Here is a 12,842-nt window from a genome sequence, read left to right as displayed (position 1 = left end):
TCGTCGGCAGTAGGCTCGGCGGTGCGATCGCCCCGCGGCGGGCACCCTTACGAGAAGAACGAGGACCATGACTGCGATCCGGATCGGCATCGTCGGCTACGGGAACCTGGGACGCGGCGTCGAGCTCGCCGTGGCCCTTCAGGAGGACATGGAGCTGGTGGGCGTGTTCACGCGCCGTGAGCCGTCCAGCGTGCGCACCGTGCACGAATCCACGCCCGTGCTCCCCATCGACGCCCTCGAGCAGCAGGACGGGATCGACGTGCTCGTGCTGTGCGGAGGATCGCGCACGGACCTGCCCGAGCAGACCCCGCAGCTCGCCGAGCGCTTCACCGTCGTGGACAGCTTCGACACCCACGCCCGCATCCCCGAGCACTTCGCCGCGGTCGACGCCGCCGCCCGTGCCGCGGGCACCACCGCGATCATCTCCACCGGCTGGGACCCGGGCCTGTTCTCGATCAACCGGCTCTTCGGCGAGGCGATCCTCGCCGCCGGCGAGACCTACACCTTCTGGGGCCGCGGCCTGTCCCAGGGGCACTCGGACGCGCTGCGCCGCGTGGACGGGGTCGCCGGCGCCGTCCAGTACACGATCCCCTCCGAGGAGGCGATCGCTCGGGTGCGCGCCGGGGAGCGCCCCGAGCTCAGCACCCGCGAGAAGCACGTGCGCGAGTGCTTCGTGGTGCTCGAGGCCGGGGCCGACGCCGACGCGGTGCGCGAGGAGATCGTCACGATGCCTCACTACTTCGAGCCCTATGACACGACCGTCACCTTCATCAGCGCTGAGGAGCTGGACCGCGACCACCGGGGCATGCCTCACGGCGGCTTCGTGATCCGCTCCGGCGAGTCCACCCCCGGCACCACCCAGACCATCGAGTACCACCTGCAGGAGGACTCGAACCCCGAGTTCACCGCGAGCGTGCTGGTCGCCTACGCGCGCGCCGCCGCGCGCCTGCACCGGGCCGGGCAGCACGGCGCGAAGACCCCCTTCGACGTCGCCCCGGGCCTGCTCTCCCCGAAGTCCCCCGAGCAGCTGCGCGCCGAGCTGCTCTGAGGCCCTGCCTCCGGCCGGAGCCGATCCGGATCCGGCCGGCTCCGGACCGGCCCGACGCGATGCAACGTGATTCACACCGCGAAGGGCCGGTTCGGGTTGGGAAGAGCCCAGGCGAGCAGGTATATTGGTCTCTCGTTGCAGGAGAGATCCCGCATCATGGTGGTCGTAGCTCAGTTGGTAGAGCTCCTGGTTGTGGTCCAGGCGGTCGCGGGTTCAAATCCCGTCGATCACCCCAAGAAACGCCCTGGTGACAGGGCGTTTTTCTTTTCCTGTCGGGCACTGCAGCGACGAGGCGGTCGCGTGGGTCCCGACGCGCGCGCTGCGGGCCCCCGCTTCCACGTCGCGCCCAGTCCGCTCTGGCAGGATCGGCTCTCTGACCCCCGACGACCGTGAGGAGCCCCCGGATGGACGACGACGCGTCACCGCAGCAGAGGTTCCCGCACGGCGCACTCGCGCAGGGTGCGTTCGTCCCACCGGTCCGCGATCTCATCGCCGCGCGCGCCGAGCAGCACGCGCTCACCGACGCCGAGCAGGATGATCTCGCGGCCGGCCTGCGGCAGGTGTACGAGGAGTTCACGGCCCTGCGGATGCATTACCAGTTCGCCATCGACGAGATGACGACGAAGGTGAACATCCTGCGCCGGGAGTTCGAGCAGGTCCACGAGTACAGCCCGATCGAGCACGTGCGCTCGCGGCTGAAGTCGGTGGAGTCGCTGGTCGAGAAGGCCCTGCGCACCGGCGGCGAGATGAGCGTCCAGGCGATCCGGGAGCGCATCCTCGACATCGCCGGCATGCGCATCACCTGCAGCTTCGTCTCGGACGCCTACTGGGTCGCAGACATGCTGGCCTCGCAGGCCGACCTCGAGGTCCTCAAGGTCAAGGACTACATCGCGCATCCGAAGCCCAACGGCTACCGCTCGCTGCACCTGATCGTGCGGGTGCCGGTGTTCCTCTCGGATCGCACCGAGCATGTCCCCGTCGAGCTGCAGATCCGCACCATCGCGATGGACTTCTGGGCGAGCACCGAGCACAAGCTCTCCTACAAGTACGACCGGAACCTGCCTCCGCACCTGGTCGGGGAGCTCGACGACGTCGCCCGCCTCGCCCACGCCCTCGACGAGCGCATGGGGCGCCTGCGCGAGGAGATCCGGCCGATGACCCGCACCGGCAACGGCCTGTTCAGCGCGAACGCCTTCACCGCCCCGGAGGGCGGATGCACGGACGAGGCCGCGCCCGCCGAGGACGCCGTGCCTGCGGAGAAGGCCGCACCGTCCGACGGGGCTGCGACCGCCGACGGCCGCAATCACTGACGGACGCGACCGCTGACGGACGCGATCGCTGAAGGTCCCGGTCACGGGCTCGCATCTGTGCCTAGGGTGGCGAGCATGAGCATGCTCAGGAGTCTCCCCGTCGTCGACCTCGTCGGCCTCGAGCCCCGCTCGGCCACCGACGACCAGCGAGCGAGCGGGCCGATCGCCCGCACCCCCGACGGCACCTGGGTGGTGCTGGGGCATGCGGAGGCGGTCGAGGTCGCGTCCGACGACGTCCGCTTCTCCTCCGCCGTCTCCCGCTTCCTGCAGGTGCCCAACGGCCTCGACGGCGCCGAGCACTCGGCGTTCCGCGCCCTCATCGACCGGCATCTCACGCCCGAGCGGACGGACGCCCTCGCGCCGACGGTGCGCGCCATCGCCGACCAGCTCGTCGACGAGCTGGTCGCGGACGCGCCGGAGCACGGGGTGGAGGTCGACGCTGTCTCCGAGGTCGGTGCGGTCTTCGCCGTGCGCGCGCAGATCGCCTGGCTGGGCTGGCCGCGCGCTCTCGAGCCGGAGCTGCTGCAGTGGATGGTCGACAACCACGAGGCCTCGCGCTCCGGGGACCTCGCCCGCACCGCCGAGGTCGCCGAGCGGTTCGATGCGATCATCCGCTCCGTCGTCGGCCCGCGCCGCGCCGCCGGCGCGCAGGCGCCCGACGACGCCACCACCGCACTGATCCGCGACCGCGTGGCGCTGCCGGACCCCGCCGTCCCCGGGTCGACGCAGCGCGGCCTCGAGGACGAGGAGATCGTCTCGATCCTGCGCAACTGGACCGGCGGCGACCTCGGCTCCCTCGCGCTGTGCACGGGCGTGCTGCTCACCGCCCTCGCCGGCATGCCCGCCCTCGCCGAGCGGGTGCGGGTGGGCACGTCGGCCGAGGCCGGTGCGATCGTCGACGAGCTCCTGCGGATCGACGACCCCTTCGTCTCCAACCGCCGGGTGACGACCTGCCCGGTCACCCTCGCCGGCCATGAGATCCCGGCGGGCGAGCGGGTCCTGGTGCACTGGACCTCGGCGAACCGCGACGCCGCCGCCTTCCCCGATCCCGACGCGGTCGATCCCGCCGGGAACGCCGCGGCGAACGTGGTCTACGGGGTGGGCCGGCATGTGTGCCCCGGGCGCGGACTGGCCACGATGGAGCTCGTCGAGCTGCTGCGGTCCGTCCTCGAACGCTGTGCGGTCCAGCCGTCGGATGAGCCCGGCGAGCGCGAGATCGCGCCCGTCGGCGGGTGGGCGCATGCACCGGTGCGGCTCCTCCCCCGTGGCTGATGCTCCACAGCCGATCCCCCGGCTGATCCTCCGGGGCTGACGCCGACGGCAGGCGACTCAGCGGTGATCCAGCGCCTCGGACTAGGGTTCTTCTGTTCCCTTCGTCCTGAGAGAAGAGCCGATGCCTGCTTCGTCCACCCTGACCGCCACCGCCCTGCACGTCGGCTATCCCGGTGAGCCGGTTCTCGAGGGGGTCGATCTGACGATCCGCGCGGGAGAGGCTCCCGTCGGCGTCCTCGGCCCGTCCGGCACCGGCAAGACCACCCTGGTACGCGCCCTCGCCGGGCGCATCACCCCCAGCTCGGGCCAGGTCGTGTTCGACGGGCGCAGCGTCTCCCGCCTGCGCGGCAAGGACAAGAAGCGCTTCACCGCGGCGGTCCGCTTCGTCTCGCAGTACTCGATGACGATCGACGACCCTCGCGAGACCGTCGAGTCCCGTCTCAAGCTCGCCGCGAAGGAGGCCCGCAAGGGCGGTCGCACGCATTCCGTCACCCCGGCCGAGATGGTCGCGACGGTCGGCCTGGCCGAGCACTTCCTGCCGCGGCGCATGCTGACCCTCTCCGGCGGCGAGCGGCAGCGGGTGGCGCTCGCGACCGCGCTGGCGACCCGTCCGGAGATCCTGATCCTCGACGAGCCGCTGACCGCGGTGGACCCGAGCATGCGCGGCGAGATCACCCAGCGCCTGGGCCGGACCATCGACCGGCTCGGCGTGGGCGTGCTCATCGCCTCCCACGACATCGAGCTGCTGCAGCGCATGTGCCCGACGGTGCACTTCCTCGGCTCCGGGCGGATCCTCGCCTCCGGCACTCTCGAGGAGGTCCTCGCGCACACCGAGCACGAGGAGATCAAGGAGCTCGCCGAGTCCGTCCCGCAGGCCATCCAGCGGTTCTTCTGATGCGCAGGCCTTCCTGCGCGGTCGCGGACTGCTTCGGGACACGAAGAAGCCCCACCGGGTGACCGGTGGGGCTTCTGCATCGGGTGCGCCATCAGGGACTCGAACCCCGGACCCGCTGATTAAGAGTCAGCTGCTCTAACCAACTGAGCTAATGGCGCCGACAGGGGAAGACTCTAGGGGAACCTGCGGCTCGCTGCCAAGTCGGGATGACGCAGATTACGTCCACGACCTGCAGGGCTGGCGGCTTCTGTACGACGGACGTCCGCAACGAGGGTGGCGCGGCGACAGCGCCGGGCGTGGGATGGAGCCATGACAGGGACGAGCACCAGCACCAGCACGGACGACACCCGCCCCGACGGCAGCGCCGGCGACGCGGACTACGGGACGATCGGCATCGACTACGCCCGCTACCGTCAGCCCGAGCAGGCCTTCGTCGAGGCGATCCGGCGGGCCCTCGGCGAGGCGCGAACCCTCGTGAACGTCGGCGCCGGAGCGGGCTCCTACGAGCCCGTGCATCTGGAGGTCACGGCCGTCGAGCCGAGCGCGGCGATGCGCGCGCAGCGCCCGGCCTGGGCCGCGCCGGTCCTGGACGCCGTCGCGGAGGACCTCCCGTTCCCCGACGACTCCTTCGACGCGGCGCTCGCCTCCTTCACGGTCCATCAGTGGCAGGACCTCGGTGCCGGCCTGCAGGAGCTGCGGCGTGTGGCCCGGGGGCCGGTCGTCATCCTCACCTGCGATCCGTCGACGCTGGAGCGCTCCTGGGTCGCGGAGTACGCGCCCGAGGTGATCGCGACGGAGTCCCGGCGCTATCCCCCGCTCGACGCCCTGCGCACGGGCCTCGGCGGCACGGTGGAGGCCGCGTCGCTGCCGATCCCGCTGACCTGCGTCGACGGGTTCTCGGAGGCCTACTACGGCCGACCGGAGGCGCTGCTCGATCCCGGCGCGCGCCGCGCGAACTCGGCCTGGAGCTTCGTCGGCCACGAGGTCGAGGAGCGGTTCGCAAGGGCCCTCCGCACGGATCTCGCGTCCGGCGCCTGGGATGCGCGGCACGGGGACCTGCGCACGCGGCCGACGTTCGACGGCTCGCTCCGCCTCGTCGTGGGCCGCCCATGAGCACCGCCGCGCGCGAACGTCCCGATCGGCGCGAGGACCTCGCGTCCGACGCTCCGGACAGTGCGCTAGGTTCGGCCCGGTGACCACCGCTTCTCCGGACCACCGCGTGGCCGTGCTCGTCCTCGACGGCGCGAAGGCCCTCGACGTCGGCATCGCCGCGCACGTCTTCGCCAAGCGCCCGAGCATGCCGTACACGGTGCAGGTCTGCGCGGAGCGCGTCGGGACGGTCGAGGGCTGGAACGGGCTCGCCTACGCGGTCGGCCGCGGCCTCGATGCGCTCGTGGAGGCGGACACGATCCTCGTCCCGGGCCACCGGAACCCCGCCGACACCACGATCCCGCCCGCCGTGATCACGGCCCTCCGGGCGGCGCATGCTCGCGGCACCCGGATCGCCGCGATCTCCACCGGCGCCTTCACCCTGGCGGCCGCCGGTCTGCTGGACGGACGCCGCGCCACCACCCACTGGCACTACACGCAGATCCTGCAGGAACGGCATCCGGAGGCGGAGATCGACGAGAATGTGCTCTTCGTCGATGCCGGATCGGTCCTGACCAGTGCCGGTGCGGCGAGCGGCATCGACCTGTGCCTGCATCTGATCCGGCGCGACCACGGCGTCGCGCTCGCGAACCACGTGGCGCGGCGCCTGGTCAGCGCCCCGTACCGCAGCGGCGGCCAGGCGCAGTACGTCCCGCGCAGCATCCCGGAGCCTCTCGGCGACGTCTTCGCGGAGAGCCGCGCCTGGGCGCTCGATCACCTGCAGGAGCCGCTCTCGCTGGCCATCCTGGCGCGGCAGGCGAACGTCTCGCCTCGCACGTTCTCGCGCCGGTTCATCGACGACACGGGGATCACGCCGATGCAGTGGGTGCTCCGCGCCCGCATCGACCGGGCGCGCGAGCTGCTGGAACGGACCGATCTGACGGTCACGCAGATCGCCGGGGCGAGCGGCCTGCGCTCGGACACGAACCTGCGCCGGCACTTCGGGGCGATCGTCGGCGTCTCCCCGACCGCCTATCGGGCGGCGTTCCGGGAATCGTCCGACGGGGACGACGCACGGCGGTGATCTCCCGCAGGTCTCCCGCGCACGACGAAGCCCCCGCCGCTGCTGCGACGGGGGCTTCTGCATCGGGTGCGCCATCAGGGACTCGAACCCCGGACCCGCTGATTAAGAGTCAGCTGCTCTAACCAACTGAGCTAATGGCGCCGACGGGGGATAACTTTACGCACCGACGCCCCTCCCGCCAAATCCAGCGGCCTCGCTGTGAGCGAGGAGACAGCGCACCGCTCCCCGGTGCCACCTGCGCACCTGGACGCCGCCGGGGAGGACCCTCGGCGTCCGGAGGAGAGCATCCGATCCCCTAGACTCGGACACCCGGGCCCGCCCTCTCCCCCATGGGCCCGCGCACGTCGGCGAAGGAGGTCAGGGTGAGGATCGCCGTCACAGGTGCCACCGGAGTGCTCGGACAGGAGGCTGTCGAGGCGCTCGTCGCGGCCGGCCACGAGGTCACGGGCGTCACCCGCCGCGACTCGGGCATCCCGATCGTCGAGGGCCGCGGCGCGTCCGCCGTCATCGCCGACGTCTTCGACGTCGAGGACCTCACGCGCGCCTTCCGCGGCCATGACGTCGTCATCAACACCCTCGCCCACATGCCCGTCGGCATGACGGGCCTGCGTCCGCTCGCCTGGCGCGAGGACGACAAGCTGCATTCCGAGGCGTCCGTCGCGATCGCCTCCGCGGCGGCTCGCGCCGGAGTGCGCCGCCTGGTCCAGGAGTCCACCGTCTTCCTGTACCCGGACAACGGCACGGAGTGGATCAGCGAGGACGTCCCGCTGAACGTCCGCAACCAGGCCTTCCGGCCTCGCGTGCGGGAGATGCGCGCGGCCGTGGACTTCGCGACCGCCGGTCGCAGCGCGGTCATCCTGCGCCTCGGCCAGCTGTTCGGCCGCGACCCGCAGACCACGCATGCGCTCAAGGCCGTGCGCGGCGGCGACCCCATCCTGCTGGGGACGCCCCAGAACTACATCACCCTGCTGCACCACACCGATGCGGGCCGCGCCTTCGTCGCCGCGCTGCGCGCGAGCAGCGGCTTCTACAACGTCGGCGGCGAGCCGATCACGCGGGGCCGCTGGGCGAAGGATCTCGCGATGGAGGCGGGCGTCGAGAAGCCCGCGAAGTTCTATCCCGAGCTCACGCAGGCGGTCCTCGGCACGCGCCTGGAGGTCCAGCGCCGCTCCCTGCGGGTCTCCTCCGTGCGCTTCATGTCGGAGACCGGCTGGTGGCCGACGATCGGCCCGTCGACCCCGGGCTGGTCGCGCCGCTGAGCGGCGCCCTCAGAGGCTGCGGGCCTCTCAGAGGCTGCGGATCACCCGGGCGGGGTTCCCGACCGCGACGACCCCGGCCGGCACGTCCCGCGTGACGACGGAGCCGGCGCCGATCACGCTGTTCTCGCCGATGGTCACGCCGCCGACGACGGTGACGCCGCCGCCGAGCCACACGTTGTCGCCGATGGTGATGGGCTCTGCGGCCTCCCAGCCCGCGCGGCGGGGCTCCGGCTCGAGCGGGTGGATGGGCGTGAGCAGCTGGACGTTCGGGCCGATCTGGCAGCCCGCGCCGATGCGGATGTCGACGACGTCCAGCGCCGTCAGCCCGAAGTTCACGAAGGTGCCAGGGCCGATGTGCAGGTGCGCACCGTAGTCCAGGCGCAGCGGGGCGCGCAGATGGGCGCCCTCCCCGAGCTCGCCGAGCAGGGGCCGCAGGATCTCCTGGGCGCCGTCGGGGTCCTCCGCATAGGCCGCCTCGAAGCGGGCCACGGTGCGCAGGCAGTCGCGGTAGGCGCGCTGGATCTCGGGGTCGTCGGCGATGTACCAGTCGCCGCGGCGCATGCGCTCGAGGGGCGTGCTGGGGTACGCGGGATCATGCGAGAAGGGCTTCATCCTCCCAGCGTAGAGCGGCGCTCCTCGTTATGTACATTCGTACGCACTGTGACGCGGACGATGCACGCCCCGTTCAGCGCGGCAGGCGCATCCCGAGCGTCGGGTCGGCGTCGACGAAGCCGAGCGACCGGTAGAGGCTCTGGCCGGGCGGGTCGGCCATGAGGGTGATGTACGGATGCGGTGGTGCGGCGGCGTCGATCCGGCCGATGAGGTCCTCCATGACCGCGCGCCCGAGCCCCCGGCGGCGGTGCCGCGGCCAGGTCGCCACGTCGGCGATGTGGAAGTACCAGGTGCCGTCGCCGATCACGCGGCCCATCGCGGCGAGCGAGTCGTCCTCCGTCGAGCGGATCATCGCCCATGCCCAGCTGGCGGTGAGCGCCCCGGCGGCCTGCTCGAGGGTCTTCGGCGAGAGGCCCGCGCCCGCGCGGAGGTCGATGTACTCCTGCGCCGCAGGGGCACTGCGCACGAGGCGATACCCGCCCGGCAGGATCGAATCGGCGGCGCCAGCGGCGCCAGCGGCGTCAGCGGGAGCCGCGGAGGCGGCGGAAGCGGCGGTGTCCACGCGCCGATTCTGCCAGCCGCCGCGGATCGCGGATAATCGCAGGATGCGGATCGAGACCACCCACCCCGACGACGACCAGCGCTGCCCCTGCGGGACCGGGGACACCTTCGGCGCCTGCTGCGGACCGATCCTGCGGGGCGAGCGCCGCGCTGCCACGGCCGAGGCGCTGATGCGCTCGCGCTACACCGCCTATGCGGTCAAGGATGCCGACCATCTGCTGCGGTCATGGCACCCGAGCACGAGCCCCAGCTACGGGGAGCTCACGCAGTCACTGGCCGAGGACATGCGCTGGCTGCGCCTGCAGATCCAGGAGAGCGTCGGCGGCGGCCCCTTCGACGCCGAGGGCACCGTCGACTTCATCGCCATCGCCAAGACCGCCAAGGGACGCCGCGAGCTGCGGGAGCTGTCGACCTTCGTCCGCGAGGACGGCGCCTGGCTGTACGTCTCCGGTGAGCTCACCAACGCGCCCGGAGCCCACTGAGCCCGCCGCGCCGCGGCCCTCTCCCTCGCGATTTCTCCCCCGATGCCGGGCGTCTGGCACCCGGCCCCGAGGTGAAGCCACCGTTCGGAGAGCCGACGACGACGGGGCGCGACCCTCCGGTCGCGCCCCGTCGTCGTGCGCGCACCCGCTCGGGGCGGGACGCACCGCGGTTCAGACCCGTGAGGCCTTCGCCGTCTTCTTCACGGCCTTCGCGGCCTTCTTCGTCGTCTTCTTCGCGGCCTTCGCCGTCTTCTTCGCGGCCGACGCGTCGCCCTTGCCGCCGGAGAGCAGCAGGGCCGCGGCGACGCCGGCGCCGAGGACGATCACGCCGATGACGCCTCCGGCGACCGCCAGGGTCGCGGAGCTCTTGCCATCACCGGCGTCGGAAAAACTCCGGACCGATCCGACGACCTCGTTCTTCCACCGCTGCGCCGCGTTCTTGGGGTTGACGCGGTCGATCAGCTCGTCGATGTCGGCGGCGAGGTTGTCCTGCCGGCGATATGCCTCGTCGCGCATCTCGTCCAGGCTCTTCTTCTTGGCCACCTGTGCCTCCGGGTCTCGTGCGGGGGTGAACTCCGGCGATCGTATCGCGGCGACCGCCCGCCGCGCTGGTGCTCACCGGCGCGGCGGACGCCGTCGCCGGCGCCGGACTGCTGGGTCCGGCGCCATCGGGCGCCGGACGCGGGGGTCTCGCCTCAGGCCTGGGCGCCGCGGGCGCTGGCGAGGAAGTCCTCGGCGCCGCCGACGAGCTCGATGTGGCCGGTCTCGACGTCGGCGACGGCCATCTGCACGATCTCCGTGGCGAACTCGTCGACCGAGTAGAGGCGGCCGGCGGCCTCACGGCGCGCCTCGAGGGCGCCGGGCCGGGCGCGGTTCAGGAGCGTGGCGGTCACGGTGCCCTCGATCATGTCGCCGGAGACGATGACGAAGGAGATGCCCTTCTCGGTGAGCTCGGGCAGGCGCGCGGTCAGCGCGTCCTCGCCGGCGCGCTTGGAGCGGGCGACGGCCTCGTACTCGGGCATGGTCTCCACCTCGTGGATGAAGTGCGCCTGGTGGCTGGTGACGAAGACGACACGGCCGCCCTCGCTCAGGCGCTCGAGCCCGGCGGTGAGGGCGTCGGACTGCGCATCGCGGTTGAGCTTCATCGCATAATCCTCGCCGAGGTCGGCCTCCATGCCGCCGGAGGCGTTCAGGACCAGCAGGTCGAGGCTGCCGAAGGTGTCGACGGCGGCCTGCATGAGCGCGCGCACGCCCGCGGGATCGGTGATGTCGGCGCCGACGGCGATCGCCCTGCCGCCCGCCGCCTCGATCTCCGCGACGACCTTGTTCGCGCGCGGGGCCTTCTGGCGGTAGTTCACGACGACGTTCGCGCCGAGCGCGGCGAGCTGCTTCGCGGTCGAGGCTCCGACTCCGCGGGAGGAACCGGTGACGACGGCGGTCTTGCCTGCGAGGGCGCTCATAGAGGACTCCTGGTGTACGACTTCGGGAACGCCCGCCAGGATACCTGCCCGGCCTCCGCCGACGGGAGCCGACGGACGAGGGACCGGCGCAGCGCGCGGAGCCGATATCCTGAGCGGCGCGCGCGAGTGGCGGAATCGGCAGACGCGCTGGATTTAGGTTCCAGTGCCTTCGGGCGTGGGGGTTCGAGTCCCCCCTCGCGCACTCCCGGCGGCATCGCGGCCCCGGGCGCCTCGGCGCGCCGCCGCCCCGTCCGACGAGCGGATCTCCCCCGGACCTCACTCCGTCACCTGCGGGATCATCGCAGGTCCCCGCACTATTCCTGTCCGAGCGCGCCAGAATGCCCCCTGTAGTGTTGGCCTCGTCGAACTGCGCGCCGGGGGCGCGCCGCGATCCCGAGGAGCTTCCCATGACCCTGTTCGGACTCGTCCGCCACGGACAGACGGATTACAACCTGAACGACCTCTTCCAGGGATCCAGCGATATCCCGCTGAACGACACCGGCCGCGAGCAGGCGCACCATGCGCTCGAGGATGCGCCGGAGATCGCCTGGGACGGCGTCATCAGCTCCACGCTGCTGCGCGCCAAGGAGACCGGCGAGATCATCGCCGCCGACCACGGGATCCCCTTCGAGGGGACCGAGCCGCGCCTCGTCGAGATCGACTGGGGCGAGGCCGAGGGCAAGCCCGTCGCGGAGATGGAGGCGGCCTACCCGGATCGCGCCTTCCCGGGTCGCGAGGAGCTCGATGCGGTCGTCGAGCGCGCCTGCTCGGCGCTCGAGGACCTCGCCGACGCCCATCCCGGCGAGAACCTGCTGATCGTCGCCCACGGCACCCTGATCCGTCTCGTGCTGTCCGGTGTGCTCGGCGGGCATCTGCCGTCGATCCCCAACGGCGCCCTGTCGCTGCTGGAGATCGAGGGCGAGACCTGGACGGTCTCCCGCGCCGCCGGGGAGCGCATCGCGGATCCCGCGGTGACGGTCCCCCGCGGACGCACGCCCCGCTTCGCCTTCGAGCCCGAGCACCTGCGCCCGCGCGCGGTGCCGGCCCGCGAGAACCGGCACTGAGGCCGACGGCGGACCCGGCTGACAGCACGGGGCCCGTCGGAGCAGACTGGGGGATGCGTCCCGGACCGGCGCACCGCGGGCGAGCCCCGCGGCAGGCGTCCGGACCGGGCACGCCCGCTCCGCGATCCCCTTCCCGAGGAGGAACCCCGTGACACCGACCGCCGTGGACGCCGAGGGCGCCTGGTTCGAGCCCGACGAGATCGCCTCGCTGCGACGGCGACTGCCGATCCCCTACATCGACGTCGTGCCGGTGCGCACCGATGTCGACGGCTCCATCAGCGAGGTCGGGCTGCTGCTGCGGGCCTCAGGCGCGGGACGGATCGTCCGCACGATCATCTCCGGGCGCGTGCTCGTGCACGAGACGCTGCGCGAGGCGATCGCACGGCACATCGAGAAGGACCTCGGCCCGATGGCGATGCCCCGGCTCCCGCTCTCCCCGCAGCCCTTCACGGTCGCCGAGTACTTCCCGACCCCGGGTCAGTCGCTGTTCACGGACGCCCGCCAGCATGCGATCGCGCTCGCCTACATCGTGCCGATCGACGGCGAGACGGCCCCGCAGGAGGACGCCCTCGAGCTCGCGTGGATGCCCGTGGAGGAGCTGCTGGACTCCAGCATCCTCGACGAGATGGAGGGCGGGCGCGACATCATCGTGCGGCGCGCCCTCGCCCACGCCGGCCTGCTCTGAGCCGAGCGGCGCCGCGCCGGC

At 72.2% G+C, this 12,842-nt stretch carries 14 protein-coding genes and 4 tRNA genes; 12 read left to right on the top strand and 6 right to left on the bottom strand.

Annotated features, from left to right (window positions below; genetic code table 11):
* Positions 1-67 precede the first annotated feature (67 nt).
* From ACXET9_RS15690 to ACXET9_RS15670, 5 genes are all read left to right on the top strand, one after another.
* Complete coding sequence (locus ACXET9_RS15690) at positions 68-1,048, top strand: diaminopimelate dehydrogenase (RefSeq protein ID WP_457887618.1); 981 nt, start codon at positions 68-70, stop codon at positions 1,046-1,048.
* A gap of 159 nt (positions 1,049-1,207) precedes the next feature.
* Positions 1,208-1,283, top strand: a tRNA-His gene (locus tag ACXET9_RS15685).
* 169 nt (positions 1,284-1,452) lie between these two features.
* Entirely contained in the window at positions 1,453-2,358 is a 906-nt protein-coding gene (locus tag ACXET9_RS15680; RefSeq protein WP_457887617.1) for a GTP pyrophosphokinase, read from the top strand.
* Between the two features lie 75 nt (positions 2,359-2,433).
* On the top strand, positions 2,434-3,630 hold the full coding sequence (locus ACXET9_RS15675; protein WP_457887616.1) for a cytochrome P450: 1,197 nt from the start codon (positions 2,434-2,436) through the stop codon (positions 3,628-3,630).
* Between the two features lie 121 nt (positions 3,631-3,751).
* Positions 3,752-4,525, top strand: a complete 774-nt coding sequence (locus ACXET9_RS15670) for an ABC transporter ATP-binding protein (RefSeq protein WP_457887615.1) — start codon at positions 3,752-3,754, stop codon at positions 4,523-4,525.
* A gap of 84 nt (positions 4,526-4,609) precedes the next feature.
* On the opposite strand, the gene ACXET9_RS15665 is transcribed toward ACXET9_RS15670, so the two are convergent.
* Positions 4,610-4,683 (bottom strand) — tRNA-Lys (locus ACXET9_RS15665).
* A 151-nt stretch (positions 4,684-4,834) separates the two neighbouring features.
* Between ACXET9_RS15665 and ACXET9_RS15660 the strand changes: the two genes are divergently transcribed.
* Complete coding sequence (locus ACXET9_RS15660) at positions 4,835-5,638, top strand: class I SAM-dependent methyltransferase (RefSeq protein ID WP_457887614.1); 804 nt, start codon at positions 4,835-4,837, stop codon at positions 5,636-5,638.
* A gap of 79 nt (positions 5,639-5,717) precedes the next feature.
* Positions 5,718-6,698, top strand: coding sequence for a GlxA family transcriptional regulator (locus tag ACXET9_RS15655; RefSeq protein WP_457887613.1), 981 nt, complete (start codon positions 5,718-5,720; stop codon positions 6,696-6,698).
* 67 nt (positions 6,699-6,765) lie between these two features.
* On the opposite strand, the gene ACXET9_RS15650 is transcribed toward ACXET9_RS15655, so the two are convergent.
* Positions 6,766-6,839 (bottom strand) — tRNA-Lys (locus tag ACXET9_RS15650).
* 221 nt (positions 6,840-7,060) lie between these two features.
* On the opposite strand from ACXET9_RS15650, the gene ACXET9_RS15645 reads away from it, so the two are divergent.
* Complete coding sequence (locus tag ACXET9_RS15645; protein ID WP_457887612.1) at positions 7,061-7,957, top strand: NAD-dependent epimerase/dehydratase family protein; 897 nt, start codon at positions 7,061-7,063, stop codon at positions 7,955-7,957.
* 27 nt (positions 7,958-7,984) lie between these two features.
* Here ACXET9_RS15645 and ACXET9_RS15640 read toward each other — a convergent pair whose 3' ends face one another.
* Together ACXET9_RS15640 and ACXET9_RS15635 are read right to left on the bottom strand one after the other, a co-directional pair.
* On the bottom strand, positions 7,985-8,569 hold the full coding sequence (locus ACXET9_RS15640) for a sugar O-acetyltransferase (RefSeq protein WP_457887611.1): 585 nt from the start codon (positions 8,567-8,569) through the stop codon (positions 7,985-7,987).
* A 73-nt stretch (positions 8,570-8,642) separates the two neighbouring features.
* Positions 8,643-9,131: a GNAT family N-acetyltransferase gene (locus tag ACXET9_RS15635; protein WP_457887610.1), complete on the bottom strand. Its 489-nt coding sequence runs from the start codon at positions 9,129-9,131 to the stop codon at positions 8,643-8,645.
* A 43-nt stretch (positions 9,132-9,174) separates the two neighbouring features.
* On the opposite strand from ACXET9_RS15635, the gene ACXET9_RS15630 reads away from it, so the two are divergent.
* On the top strand, positions 9,175-9,612 hold the full coding sequence (locus ACXET9_RS15630) for a YchJ family protein (RefSeq protein ID WP_457887609.1): 438 nt from the start codon (positions 9,175-9,177) through the stop codon (positions 9,610-9,612).
* Positions 9,613-9,783: 171 nt separating this feature from the next.
* Here the strand turns inward: ACXET9_RS15630 and ACXET9_RS15625 are convergent, their stop codons facing one another.
* Positions 9,784-10,155 (bottom strand): DUF3618 domain-containing protein, encoded by a 372-nt coding sequence (locus ACXET9_RS15625; RefSeq protein WP_457887608.1) that lies wholly within the window; start codon positions 10,153-10,155, stop codon positions 9,784-9,786.
* Positions 10,156-10,307: 152 nt separating this feature from the next.
* Complete coding sequence (locus tag ACXET9_RS15620; RefSeq protein ID WP_457887607.1) at positions 10,308-11,072, bottom strand: SDR family oxidoreductase; 765 nt, start codon at positions 11,070-11,072, stop codon at positions 10,308-10,310.
* 120 nt (positions 11,073-11,192) lie between these two features.
* Here ACXET9_RS15620 and ACXET9_RS15615 point away from each other — a divergent pair.
* The 3 genes from ACXET9_RS15615 to ACXET9_RS15605 all read left to right on the top strand — a co-directional run bounded on the left by ACXET9_RS15615 (position 11,193) and on the right by ACXET9_RS15605 (position 12,821).
* Positions 11,193-11,274 (top strand) — tRNA-Leu (locus tag ACXET9_RS15615).
* 205 nt (positions 11,275-11,479) lie between these two features.
* Complete coding sequence (locus ACXET9_RS15610) at positions 11,480-12,136, top strand: histidine phosphatase family protein (RefSeq protein ID WP_457887606.1); 657 nt, start codon at positions 11,480-11,482, stop codon at positions 12,134-12,136.
* Between the two features lie 148 nt (positions 12,137-12,284).
* Positions 12,285-12,821, top strand: a complete 537-nt coding sequence (locus tag ACXET9_RS15605; RefSeq protein ID WP_457887605.1) for an NUDIX hydrolase family protein — start codon at positions 12,285-12,287, stop codon at positions 12,819-12,821.
* Positions 12,822-12,842 lie beyond the last annotated feature (21 nt).

The organism is Brachybacterium netajii (SeqCode), from assembly GCF_054114245.1.
This window is presented reverse-complemented; position numbering and strand designations above follow the sequence as displayed.

What these genes read in the sequence shown, in the direction of transcription:
- ACXET9_RS15690 (WP_457887618.1), top strand. Translation starts at nt 68, where the DNA reads ATGACTGCGATCCGGATCGGCATCGTCGGCTACGGGAACCTGGGACGC.
- ACXET9_RS15680 (WP_457887617.1), top strand. Translation starts at nt 1,453, where the DNA reads ATGGACGACGACGCGTCACCGCAGCAGAGGTTCCCGCACGGCGCACTC.
- ACXET9_RS15675 (WP_457887616.1), top strand. Translation starts at nt 2,434, where the DNA reads ATGAGCATGCTCAGGAGTCTCCCCGTCGTCGACCTCGTCGGCCTCGAG.
- ACXET9_RS15670 (WP_457887615.1), top strand. Translation starts at nt 3,752, where the DNA reads ATGCCTGCTTCGTCCACCCTGACCGCCACCGCCCTGCACGTCGGCTAT.
- ACXET9_RS15660 (WP_457887614.1), top strand. Translation starts at nt 4,835, where the DNA reads ATGACAGGGACGAGCACCAGCACCAGCACGGACGACACCCGCCCCGAC.
- ACXET9_RS15640 (WP_457887611.1), bottom strand. Translation starts at nt 8,569, where the DNA reads ATGAAGCCCTTCTCGCATGATCCCGCGTACCCCAGCACGCCCCTCGAG.
- ACXET9_RS15630 (WP_457887609.1), top strand. Translation starts at nt 9,175, where the DNA reads ATGCGGATCGAGACCACCCACCCCGACGACGACCAGCGCTGCCCCTGC.
- ACXET9_RS15620 (WP_457887607.1), bottom strand. Translation starts at nt 11,072, where the DNA reads ATGAGCGCCCTCGCAGGCAAGACCGCCGTCGTCACCGGTTCCTCCCGC.
- ACXET9_RS15610 (WP_457887606.1), top strand. Translation starts at nt 11,480, where the DNA reads ATGACCCTGTTCGGACTCGTCCGCCACGGACAGACGGATTACAACCTG.